8 protein-coding genes and 1 pseudogene are annotated in these 12,420 nt (G+C 42.3%); 5 read left to right on the forward strand and 4 right to left on the reverse strand.

All coding sequences use genetic code 11. The features are described from left to right. Positions 1 to 22 precede the first annotated feature (22 nt). Positions 23 to 625 (forward strand): type VI secretion system-associated protein TagO, encoded by a 603-nt coding sequence (locus AB1S55_RS17435; RefSeq protein WP_370979461.1) that lies wholly within the window; start codon positions 23 to 25, stop codon positions 623 to 625. A 36-nt stretch (positions 626 to 661) separates the two neighbouring features. Here the strand turns inward: AB1S55_RS17435 and AB1S55_RS17440 are convergent. The 4 genes and pseudogenes from AB1S55_RS17440 to AB1S55_RS17455 form a co-directional block, all read right to left on the reverse strand. Beyond that, a pseudogene (locus AB1S55_RS17440) lies at positions 662 to 1,621 on the reverse strand (IS30 family transposase). Between the two features lie 224 nt (positions 1,622 to 1,845). Next, entirely contained in the window at positions 1,846 to 7,191 is a 5,346-nt protein-coding gene (locus AB1S55_RS17445) for a DNA repair ATPase (protein ID WP_370979462.1), read from the reverse strand. A gap of 95 nt (positions 7,192 to 7,286) precedes the next feature. Next, positions 7,287 to 9,302, reverse strand: a complete 2,016-nt coding sequence (locus AB1S55_RS17450) for a hypothetical protein (protein WP_370979463.1) — start codon at positions 9,300 to 9,302, stop codon at positions 7,287 to 7,289. 25 nt (positions 9,303 to 9,327) lie between these two features. Beyond that, the gene (locus AB1S55_RS17455) at positions 9,328 to 9,990 is read right to left on the reverse strand and encodes a DUF1449 domain-containing protein (protein WP_370979464.1); all 663 of its coding nucleotides are present in this window, start codon (positions 9,988 to 9,990) and stop codon (positions 9,328 to 9,330) included. Positions 9,991 to 10,328: 338 nt separating this feature from the next. Here AB1S55_RS17455 and AB1S55_RS17460 point away from each other — a divergent pair, with 338 nt between their 5' ends. The 4 genes from AB1S55_RS17460 to AB1S55_RS17475 all read left to right on the forward strand — a co-directional run bounded on the left by AB1S55_RS17460 (position 10,329) and on the right by AB1S55_RS17475 (position 12,419). After that, entirely contained in the window at positions 10,329 to 10,739 is a 411-nt protein-coding gene (locus AB1S55_RS17460; protein WP_370979465.1) for a YjfI family protein, read from the forward strand. A gap of 26 nt (positions 10,740 to 10,765) precedes the next feature. Further along, positions 10,766 to 11,449, forward strand: a complete 684-nt coding sequence (locus tag AB1S55_RS17465; protein ID WP_370979466.1) for a PspA/IM30 family protein — start codon at positions 10,766 to 10,768, stop codon at positions 11,447 to 11,449. Positions 11,450 to 11,544: 95 nt separating this feature from the next. After that, entirely contained in the window at positions 11,545 to 11,868 is a 324-nt protein-coding gene (locus AB1S55_RS17470) for a hypothetical protein (RefSeq protein WP_370979467.1), read from the forward strand. A gap of 2 nt (positions 11,869 to 11,870) precedes the next feature. Next, complete coding sequence (locus AB1S55_RS17475; protein ID WP_370979468.1) at positions 11,871 to 12,419, forward strand: zf-TFIIB domain-containing protein; 549 nt, start codon at positions 11,871 to 11,873, stop codon at positions 12,417 to 12,419. Position 12,420 lies beyond the last annotated feature (1 nt).

Below are 12,420 nucleotides of genomic sequence, written 5' to 3' on the forward strand. Positions count from 1 at the left end.
AAGCACTACAAGGAGAAATCGAGTGAAATCAAGAATTACTCTATTGGTAACGTTATTAATTTCAGCTAATACGTTTGCTGTTGATAATAAACAAGTGGCTAAATGCGCTACTATTGATAGTGACTTGGCAAGGCTAGAGTGCTACGACGCACTAGCCCAAGCTAGTGGTTTAGCTGGAAAGCAAACTGTTCCAACTCAAGTTCAAGGTAAGGGAAAATGGAGCGTTAGTGTAGATGTAAATCCGGTGGATGACTCTAAGACCGTAACACTCTCTTTAGATGCTGATTCAGGTCAAAGTAAATGGCGCCAGCCGGTTTACCTTATAGCACGTTGCAAAAGCAACAAGACAGAGGTCTATATCGGCTGGAACGACTACCTTGGGCGAGAAGCACAAGTTTTAACGCGTGTTGGTTCAAAGAAAGCCGTAACTTCCTATTGGGGCATGTCTACAAATAGTAAGGCTACTTTCCATAACAAGCCAATTCCATTTCTCAAAGAAATGCTAAGCGAAAATAAATTGGTTGCTCAGGTAACTCCGTATAACGAAAGCCCTGTTACGGCGGTCTTTGATATCTCAGGTTTGCAAAATGCAATTAAACCACTTCGCGAAACATGTGCGTGGTAAATGCTTAGTATCAACTTTGAACCGCGACAAAAATAGTTACATATCAAAATACATCTCCTCTGGTGTTTTGAAGTTAAATCTCTTTCTGGGCCTCTGATTAATTTTTGTCGCTATACGGTCACACTGCTGCTGAGTAAGTGTGGCTATGCTCTCGCCCTTGGGTAGATATTGTCTAATCAGTCCATTAACATGTTCGTTACTGCCTCGTTCCCATGAGTGGTATGGATTAGCAAAGTAAAATTTAACAGTGTGGCGCTCTTCATCTTCTTATATTGATGAAACTCAGTTCCGTTATCGGCTGTAATGGTTTAAAACGATGCTGGATCTCTATTGATGGCTTGATGGTCTTTTTATTTAGCAACTTAGTTGACCTGTCTGTTAATTTACCAATCATTAAATAGCCAGTTTTTCGCTCCAATAATGTAACGATGCAGTGATTACTTCCTCTTCCGTGAACGGTGTCTATCTCCCAGTGCCCCCTATATTTACGCGTTTCCACACTAGCTGAGCGCTCAGAGATGTGTCGTTTATTGGCAAGTCGGCCTCGACTATCGTAGGCTTTATAGCGCTTTCTTCTATGTTTTGACGCTTGCCTAAGGTAAGTCCACAAGTCACCACCCTGAGCTTTATCTTGCCAAATATAGCGGTAAATTGTTTCGTGGCTAATCACCCTATCTTTCAGTTTGAATCGACGGATATGACCAACGACCTGTTCTGGGGAGTAATCCATCTTTAATAGCTTACGAACAAGCATCATATAGGCGCTGGAGTAATGTCGATTTCTCCTTGAGCGACGCCTTCTTGCTCTTGTTCGTCGCTGCGCCTTAGAGGGCCGATATGCCCCGTCGATAATAAAGCAGTGTTGCGTGCGAATTCACGATAGAGGGTCGAGTAGTGCCGACCAAGAACCCCAGCAATATCTCTTATCGAGAGCCCTTACAGCTTTAGGGCTGAAAGCGTTACTCTTTCTTCATAGGTGAGTTGTATATAGGCCATTACTTATCCTTCTTCTTGCCGGAATGGGATAAGGCTTATTTTACAGCTCACCTTCTTAATTTTAAAAAGTGTCGCGGTTAGTATATGAATTCGGCCAAGCGTGTCAAAACAGGCCTTGCTGTTAAACTTTACTATTGCAAGCCGAGGGCTAGCTAAAACAACTACTCAGATTTTCAAAGCTTAAGTTAACGCAAACGTCAACTATCAACGACTCTGAACATAGATTATTCTTTCTCTCCAGATAAGGGGTTATGTTGCACCTTACGGGTGGAGCCTTCTGTATCCATTGCTCGTAATCGCTCAAAGATATTCTCTAATTTAGAGTGGGTACGTAAATCGATATCAAGCTTACCTTCCATTGCTCGAACTAAGGGGTAAATAGAACCTTCAATAGTATCCGCAAGTGTTTTCAATAATAGATCAATACCTGGAACAGGCTCATTCACTACCTCTACATTACACTCAACCTGAGCCAATGACGCCACTAATCTTTCAATCGTACTCTGCAGCTTTTCTAACTGCTGCGCAGGCTGATTATTATGCTCTAAGCTTGAGTTAATATTAGCTAACTGCGTAACAATTTGTTTTTCAGCATCAGAGATTTGACTCGGCTCTGTAATAAAAATATCCTTCAACTCAGCCGTATGCGCAGTTAGCTGTGCCAACTGATTAGCGACCTTAGTACCAGAGTCCGCTCCCTGACCGCCCATAGCCCGCGTTTTATTAAATTCGGCCTTGATACTTAACCAACGCTCCGATTCACTCTCAGTTAAAACTTGACGTAATTCCTTAAGTTTTAATAAGTTCTCCTCCGCTCCGGTTGTTAGTAGTTGAGCTTCACCTAAATAATGGTCGGCGATCACCTGTTGCAACTCATCATCATTCATTACAGCGGAGATCTTTTCGGCCATTTTATTCATATTACGATAACTACCCTGTAACTTGAATGGAGGCTCTGTTCGATAGTCATCGCCCTGCGCAGCTGATTTAATGTATTGAGCATTCACCTTTAAAATAACATCTCGTACTTTAAACAGCTTGTTTAAAACTGAGACAATTTCATTCACCTCCGCTCCAGAGTAGCTGTGACTAAGGTCAGTATTAGCAACCTGCAACCCATTCGCCTTATCAGCAAGTTTATACAAGTCACTCAGTTCACGAGTAGCCATTGGCGCCAAGACAGGGTTAGAAGTTAAGCAATTTTCAACATAACTTAATGCAAATATATCCTCTTTACCACCAAGAACATCACCTAAATTATAAATATCTGCTCTATTAGCTAACATGTCGGGAATTTTAAATAACTCACCTGATTCGGTGTAAGGGTTACCCGCCATTACCACACAAAACTTGCGGCCACGCATGTCGTAAGTTTTAGTTTCTCCTTGCCATACACCTTCAATTCGGCGTGTGCCATCACACAAAGAAATAAACTTCTGTAAAAATTCAGGGTTAGTATGCTGAATATCATCCAAATAGAGCATGACATTACTGCCCATTTCCAAGGCTAAATTAAGTTTATTTAGCTCTTGTTTCGCAGTCGCATTAGGAGCTTGTGATGGATCTAATGAATCAACTTCATGACCAAGCGAAGGACAATTGATCTTCATAAAGATCAAGCCCAAGCGGCTGGCAACGTACTCCATCAAAGTTGTTTTACCGTAACCAGGTGGTGATATCATCATCAGCAAGCCCATCAAATCACTGCGCTTTTTATCGCCAACAGTGCCCATTTGCTTAGCTAGGTTGTCACCGATAATAGGCAAATAGCTCTCGTTAATGAGTTTGTTACGCACGAAAGAACTAAGGGGCTTAGGTTTAAACTCGTCTAAACGCAACTGTGCGCGCTGCTTATCAATAACTTGCTGACGTACATCGAGAAAGCGATTGTATTCAGGGATAACTCTATACTGATGGTCATATAAGCGACTCAAAAAGCGATCAACTGAAACCTTTAAAGCTTGTTTACTTACGTTTTTATGCTGGCCTAATAAGCCCTCTACGCTAAACTCGAGCTCAACTTCAGTATTGCGTCGGCTCAGTCTACCTTCGGCATTAATCAGGCTAATGGCTTCTGGGATATAATGCTTAAGTGCACTGCTCTCTTCGTCACTCAGACCATCACACAGAGCTAATAACCAGCTTTCAGTCAGCAACCAGCGACGACCGACCTGCCCTTCTATCTCTTTTAATGCCGATTGAAATGCACGCCAAGAACTACTGAGCTCCATACTCTGTTTGAGCTTTTTAGAAAGTAATTGAGCATATTTACTACAAATAAATTCAACATGATCGCGTGCTAATTCATAAACCAAATATTCTGATGCTTGTGCTATACAACTATCACTATGATCGAGAGCATGGTCGCTACAAAAACGCGTTAGATTCTCTGCACACTCATGACTAAGTAGCCGTAAAGCCTTACTACTCCCAAAAACCGCTTGCATTTGCAAGGCAGATTTAGCGCGGCTCGGCCAACCACTTTGAATATCATAAGTCTGTGTATTTGCCCAAAATACACTGGCCAAACCTCGCGCTGTAGGTGTATAACGAAGTAGATCACAACTCGATAAAATAGGTAGTAATTGGTGAAGGATGCGAGCCGCATCGTGGTCATGCACACCTTTCTCATAACCTTCTTTGTAGCGCGGAGCGGCATAATCGCGAACTAATTTCAGTAATTCAGCCTCGTTTTCTAAGGCTTGACTAAGTACATCTATACTTAAACCCGACTTAGCTAGCTGAGCATCTTGATACAAACTATAAGCAAGATACTCCGCTCGATACGTATCTTCATTTTCAGAAGCAAGGTTTTGCCCCCAGTAACCCGCCAGCTCACTCAAGGCGCTATCCGTTACATTTGCATAAAAGTCAGTACCTATAAGATGAAAACATAAAGCACCGTCACGTGGAATAATCGTTAAATCTAACTCTTGGGTATTTACGTTAAATTTATGCTTAGGCCCAAGCTTGATAACGTTACCGCCATCCTCATAGATATCACTTTTATCACGTATAGCACGTACAGCTTGATCTTTAGCTCCCTTTAAACGAGCATCAAGATCATCAGCTTTAACAGAGCTATCTAGCTCATGTAGCTGCTGTACTAAATCCCGACTTTTTAGCACCAAGGCATCGGATGAAAAGTAAGTATTTAGGTCATCAATGCTTGAAAACTTATTCAAACGTTTCTGGATATTATCAATAATACGATCAGCCGCATCAGCCACAGATTGAGCTCGGCGCTGCTGTTCATCTAACAGCTGTTGCTTTCGCCCTTCGAAGCTCTCATACACCTCTTCTCGTTTAGTAACAATATTTTCTAAAAACTCATCATAGCGACTGAACTCGGCTTCGAGCTCTTCTAACTGCATCAGCAGTCTAGACAACTGCTCATCACATTTTTCTGGTGTTGTCGCACTACCCAAGGCATTGGTAATACTCTGGGAGAAAAGACGAAACTGAGCAGAGAATTGGGCAACAGCCTCGCCCTGACCAAGCTCTTGCTCTTTGTTATTTGCCTTTGCTCGCAACTGATTTAATGAAGCGTATACCTCTGATATAGCATCAATAATTTGAGTTCTTAATGTTGCATCCCGAATCGACAAGGTAGCCATCATTTCCGACAATAAATCCAAGCCCTCAGCAATTGCTTTAATTGATTCCAGCAATGGTTCAATTTCAACAATTGACTCGACCTTCTGTAACTTTTCTTCGAGCTCTTTTATTTGCTCTGTATAAGGTAACAACGCCTCATCTCGGGATAGAAATTGAACCACATCTTGACCGAGTTTCTCCTGCACCTCGGTCACTTCGATTTCTAAGACCGATATTTTATCCAAGTCGACATAACGTAGATCTTTCAAGCTAAGCAAGCGGCCAAATTGGCGGCGTAACGAAGCCAAAGCATCAACAAATTCAGCGGGTTTGGTCCATCGATCAGGGTGGACAGTCGATAATAAATTTCTCTGATCACTAGCGGCTTCTTTAAGCGCAGCAATCGAAGCTTGACGAATACTCTCAACCTTTTCAAATTCATCTAAAATCAATTCTGACGTTTCAACAACCTCTCTCAGAACCGCCCCGATGTCGTGAGTATTGTCACTTTCAATCCAATGGTAGGCATCAAAAATACGCCGAGTATTTTTTTGTAACTCCGTATAAAGATAAGAACTAGGCTGCTGGTCCACAATAGCTCGACATATGCTGTATAAGTCTGATATTCCGCGAACTAACTCAGAATTACCAATACGTCCATAAAATGACTGGCTGGCTGGCTGTTTACTCGCAAACTCTTCCGAGAAAAAAGGGGTATTCCAAATTTGCATTGGATGAATACGAGTAGGCTCATCACCTTCGGCGTTAAATATAACCGCCCTGCCATCATCAAAAACACTTTGACCATGACAAGAAATAGGGTTTTGTAGCTCCTTGGTAATCAAATTGTAGTTTGATAAAACCGTACTCCCAGCAACCGGCTCGTAAAATATAAATAGAACATCTTCGCCGTTTGGAGACTTTATCGTACGCTTAAATCGTAACCCAGGAACTAAGTCATCAAATATTTTCAGCTCACCTGAAGCCAAGTAATAACCACCGGGAAAAATAAGACCGTGACTTTCGGGTAGCTGCACGCAGGATTCACCAATAGCATCTACACGAACTACATCTTGAGTAGCACAGTTAAATATAAAGTGCCGATACAACGTCTCGCGATAGGGTTTGATCTTAAGTAGAATTAGATCGCCGAGTTCAGCATAATAAATGTCAGCATCATCAAGGGACTGTGTTTTATCCTCAACGTCCTCACGATAAATTCCCAAACCATCTTCAGTATTATCTTCAACCTTGATAGTTAAATCACCACCAACGGTTTCAACAAAAACCTTATCGAGGATATTAAAATGAGGGTAGCGACCATGCACACTATAGTCACGGGTAACCTCTAGCCATTCAAAGTCATGCCTTGCAGGCAGTGCAATATCACGCTCACCTCGATTATCGATGTAGTCTACTTGACTTTGATCCGCCGAAATGGACCATCTGAACACCTTGATATCACTGACTTTTTCACCGACCTGAAATGACGCGAGTAATTTCTGGTTCTGCACACTAATCTGCAACAAACGTGCATGTTTATAATAGGAGTAAAGCTCACGAAACTCTTTTACAAACTGAGCATGAGCTAAAAACGACCCCGATAGCGATACAGCTTCTACATCGTAGTTACCATCGGTTTCAACCAATTGGTATAAGGAAAAGACATCTTCAACCTTCGTTTCTTTTTTCAAGCCAATAAAGACGTTATAACCAAAGACTAAAAATTGACCTACACGAGCAATGTCACGAGCAATACAATTGTTCTCTGTCCTAATACGTACCCGCCCTAAAATGGACATATCTGTCGAGCCAAACTCTTCCAGCCTAGCCTCGTTAAGCCGCTTTGTCTCAGTTTGTAAGGTTTTACCTTGTTCGACTAAACGTGAGCGAATGAGTTCATAAGCACCGCCTTCGGCTACCGCTTGATCTACGACATTTAATTCTTGTTCACTCTGGGCCTGATCAACCACTGATACGCTTCCTTATGGGGTTGTCTATAGGGGAAAAGATTAACTGGCTTGTTGCAAGCCCCCGAACAAGGGCCTACAACAAGCTAGAGGCTGAACTATGCGTCAGACGATTTATTAGTCACAGCTTCTATCACTTTACCGGCATTTTTACCAAACAGATTACCAATCATGTCTTGAATAGCCGGCGTTTCTTGCATAAATGCTTCAACAGATTTACCAGCAGATAAAGACTTAGTGATGGACTTTAAGAAGTCTCCATCACCACCCACAATATCGATATTGGCTTGCTTAAGCGCTTCAGCCATTACCTGTGCTTGATCATTGGCAATATCTTTATTTGCGGAAATAGTCGCCATTGCCTCTTCGAAGTTCTTCTCTAACTCCATACGGAATTCTTCATGTGAACGACTTTGCTCATTCATTGCATTCAAGGCACCAAATTTCTCAACCAAACCTTGGGCTTCATTAATAAACTTGGCTTTAATGACATCAGCTGATGCCATGCCTTTTTCTCTCTCAGCTTTCGCAAGGGCCAAGCCCATTTGCTCTTCACCAGCAGCTTCAGCACCCAGTTTTTCTTCCAACACACGAGCTTCGGCAAGCCCTTCTTTCTCAGCAGCAACCGCTTTGGCTTCTTGACCTTTAGCTTCAGCCAACATTTTTTCTGCGATCACTTTAGCTTCAGCTATACCCTCTTTCTCCAGGGCATCCGCTTTGGCTTCTTGAACTTGCGCATCGGCAAGACCTGGGGCAGCATTTGAAGCCTGCTGTCCCTCAGCAATTCTCTTCTCTGCTTCTGCTTGTTTAGCAGCCGCTTCGAGCTCCGCTTGAGCAATGGTATTGATTTCCTTCGCTTTAAAGGTCGCTTTAGTCGCATCGGCTTCTGATGCTTTAACCTCTTTCACCAACTCCTCTTCAGCTGCAGCTTGAGCGGATATAATAGTCGCCTGCTTGTTACGATCGGCCTCAGAGACAACACGTACCTCTTTGATTTTTTCTTCTTCCTGAGCGACAGTTTTTTCTACCGCTACACGTTCACGAATAACATTGGCGATCTCGCGCTTTTCGTTCTCAATGGCCTTGTCTTTTTCGATCGTTTGAATATCGACCTCACGCTCACGAGCAACTACTTCCAGATCTTTGGCGCGCTGAACTTTTTCAACCTCAATAGCTACAGCTCGCTGACGGTTCTGCTCGGCTACTTCAATTTCACGCTGCACATTTTCATTCTGAACAGAGATCTCTTGCTCAGCGATCAAGCGAGCTTGCTCAGCTTTTTGGCGTTCCTCTTCTTGAACACGCTTAGTCTCGGCTTCTTCTCGTGCTTGCACGCTTAATACTTCACGCTGCTGTCTAGCTACTGCGTCTTTTTCTTGCAGCTCCAACGAAAGCATGGCTTCTTTGGTTTCGACATTCTTTTTCTTAATCGCAAGCTCTTCGTTACGTTCAAGCTCGTTGGTCACCACGTTTTGCTCTGCCGTCAATGCAGTAATCTTACGAATCCCTTCAGAATCCATAATGTTAGACTCGTCCAAGCTCGCCTTAGGCGTTTGCTCAAGGTAATCGATGGCCACATCTTCCAGTGCGTAACCATTAAGATCATCACCAATGACTTCAATAATCTTTTCACGAAAGACAATACGGTTCTCAAATAGATCAGTAAAGTCCATCTGTTTACCCACAGTTTTTAAGGCCTCAGAGAACTTGGCATTAAATAACTCATTTACCGCTACTTTATCCGAAGCACGATCAACACCAATGGCTTTAGCTACGCGCAATACATCTTCGCGAGTTTCATTCACTCGCAAATAGAAAGCGACATTAATGTCAGCGCGAATATTATCTTTACAAATAAGCCCATCAGAGCCTCGTCGATCTACCTCCATCGTAATTAAGGAGATACGCATCTCTTCTTTTTTATGAATCACGGGGATCACAAAGGCACCGGTAAAACTGACCTTGGGGGTTGGCCCTAAGTCATTGACTATAAGCGCTGTACCCTGAGGAATCTTGGTATAAAACGCTTTAAAGAAAATAGCCAGTACAAAAATCAAACCGACAATGCCACCAATAGCGACAAATACTCCTGCAAATGCTGATAGATCAGGCATAGCAATACTCCATGTGTTAACTAAATTAGTTTTTAAATTCGGATTCGGGAACGACCAAATAAGTACCTTTGACACTGTCGTATTCAATCGGCACTACTTTGTCACCTTTACTTAGAGAATTGGGTTGATCTGTCCATATTTTCAATAACAAATCAGCACCAAGATCATTAATAACAGCCTCACCAAAGCTGCTTGTCACTTTTGAAGAACGAACCGTTGCCACTTGACCCAACACCGTTTTTTCAATGGTACGGCCTACTTTTTTGAACAAAGGCTTTAAAGGTTTAATTAAAACAGCCGTGACTTTTACTGCAATAAAAAACGAAAAGACCAAAGCTGGAAGGCCCGCCACATACTGCAAGACACCAGAAGGAATAAAGCCAAATAAGAAATAGACGATGTAGTAACAGACGATCCAAGCACTTAACGCGAGCACAGTGAGCATAATCGTAATAGGCACGCCAACTAAGCCCCAGCTAATCAAAAAACCAGCTACGGCTTCTGCTGTCGGGCTGTCCATGTTTAAATCGATATCAACATCACCGTCTAAATCAACATCAAAATCTAGGAAGTCAAGATCAAGAACACCTAGTAAGGTCACCAGCCACAACACCACCATGACCCCAAGGAATACGGTATAAATAGCTACCGGGAAAGAGAAAGCAATATCGATTGTTTGCTCAAACATTAAAAGCACCACCAAAAGTCAGCTCCTTCTTATGCCAAGCTTTTTACTTGGCACTATTAGTGAGCGTAGAGTTTACACGCTCTGCTTGTCATTGGTCTCCATCAAGCGCTAGAAGACCTAAAAAGCGGCATGTAATTCAGCCTCTACTCGACACACAGGACATAATATGTCGCCAAAGACATATTATGTCAATTACTTTTTCAAACTTACTCACTTGAGAAGTAATCTGCTTATTGGTCGCTAGTAAATACGCAGAAATCCTCCAGAAAGTGTTGACATATTATGTCTATACTCTAATATCGAGCCAAGACATAATATGTCGCAACAAGGAGTTTTAGATGCACAAGCAATTACAAGAACTAACCCTGAAGCTAGCAGACGCTAACTTTCAGGGTTACAGCTTTAACTGTTTACTTATACCAGGTGAACAAGCAGTACTACAGATTACGGTATCAGGGCAGGAAGAGATCCCTATCTATGTCACAGTGACAGAGACTCAAATCTTATGTATTGCCTACCTGTTTAAGGAGAATGAAGTTAAACCTGAAGCGATGACTGAGCTTAATGAGCGCTGTTTACAACTGAATGTGCCCATGCCTCTATCGGCCTATGCCAAGATTGATGACTATTATGCACTGTTTGGCTCACTTTCCATCCACTCACTGTTTGACAACGTCATGCTTGAGATTGTCACCCTCAGTGACAACTCAATTGCGGCCCTTGAAGCCGTTGAAGACTTACTGAAATAACAGCAAACCACGATAAAGGACGAACTATGAACATATTAAAGAAATTGTTAACCGCCCTGCGTGGCGGTGCTCGTGAAGCCGGTGAGGCTGTCATAGATGCAAATGCAATGCGTATTTACGAGCAAGAAATTGTCGACGCACGTAATCACATAGGCCAAGCCAAGGAAAGCCTTACAACTGTAATGGCGCAAGACATGCAAGTTAAGCGTGAACTTGAAGCCCTTACGTCTGAGATTGCTAAACACGAAGTTTATGCGACCGAGGCTCTTAATAAAGGTAACGAGGCTCTTGCCTTAGAAGTAGCAGAGAAAATTGCCAAACTTGAGAATGAATTAAAACAGCTCAGCGAACGTAAAGACGAGCTAGTGAAGCAAATTGATTCACTCAAAACTCAAATTCGCAACGGTGAAAAAACCATTGCTGAGCACGAGCGCCAGCTCGCTATGGTTAAAACAACCGACAGTGTTCAGAAGGCCACCATCGCTATATCTGAAAACATTGCCGCGAATAACAGCCAATTAAACTCCGCCAAAGACTCACTTGAGCGCATACGTAAACGCCAACAAGAAACCAGTGACAAATTAGTTGCTGGCGCTGAACTGGCTGAAGAAAACAGCGATGCAGGCCTTAAACAAAAGCTGCAAGAAGCCGGTATTGTTGAAGAGAACACCGGGGCTGCAGTATTAGCTCGCTTAAAAGCGAAATCATAATATGACAGCTTACATGTAAGCGAATCATATTCAAGGCGCCCCAATAACCCGCTCAGTTATACTGTGCGGGTTTCCTTGTATAGGAAAGAACTAGAATGACAGATAGAAAACGCTGGGAAAAAGAACAGCAAGCCGTTAAAGCGACACAAATTGCGTTTGACATAGGCCTTGAAACTCAAACCCAGATAAAAAAACATGCGCTTGACAACTCGCTTGCACCGTCAGATCAGATCCGAAAAATATTAGGCCTATACGTTAAAAGCAAGCCCTTACGGCCTCGCCTAACTATCTCACTAAGCGGTGAAGACTTTGAAGTACTCGCAGAAAAGTACAGCTTAGATAGTAATGATAAGGTAAAGATCAAAGAACAAGCGGCAAAAGAACTTATCGAATACGCAAAAAAGTTAAAAGGACAATAAACATGAATTGCACTAGCTGTAAAAATGGAACTCTAAAACCAAATTACTTAGATGGCAGTTTATTAGTGCATCAATGCACTAACTGTAAAGGTAATTGGCTCTATATTAGTGATTACTTACGCTGGCTCGAATTAGGCGGTAAAACAAAACAGAACAATGCCTCAACTACGATCAACATAGAAGAGAGTAATAAAGCCCTGCTTTGCCCTGTAAGTGGTAGCTTGATGACAAAATATAAAATTTCTCATGACTCAACACATCGTCTCGATTTCAGCGCTTCGGCAAATGGTGTTTGGCTAGATAGTGGTGAATGGGAGCTACTCAAAGAAAAGAGCTTAAGCCATAGTTTGACTGATGTCTTTACTTCCCACTGGCAGAAAGAACTACGTTCTCAAGAAGCAAAAACCGTATTAAGTACGATATATCAAGGTCAGTTTGGCAACGATGATTATGAAAAAATCAAACAAACAAAAACCTGGTTAGATTCAAACCCTAATAAAGCTAAACTTATTGCCTATTTGTTAGATGAAAATCCATACTCTACACATTAGC

This window comes from Agaribacterium sp. ZY112 (assembly GCF_041346925.1).
In the GTDB taxonomy this organism is placed as follows: Bacteria; Pseudomonadota; Gammaproteobacteria; order Pseudomonadales; family Cellvibrionaceae; genus Agaribacterium.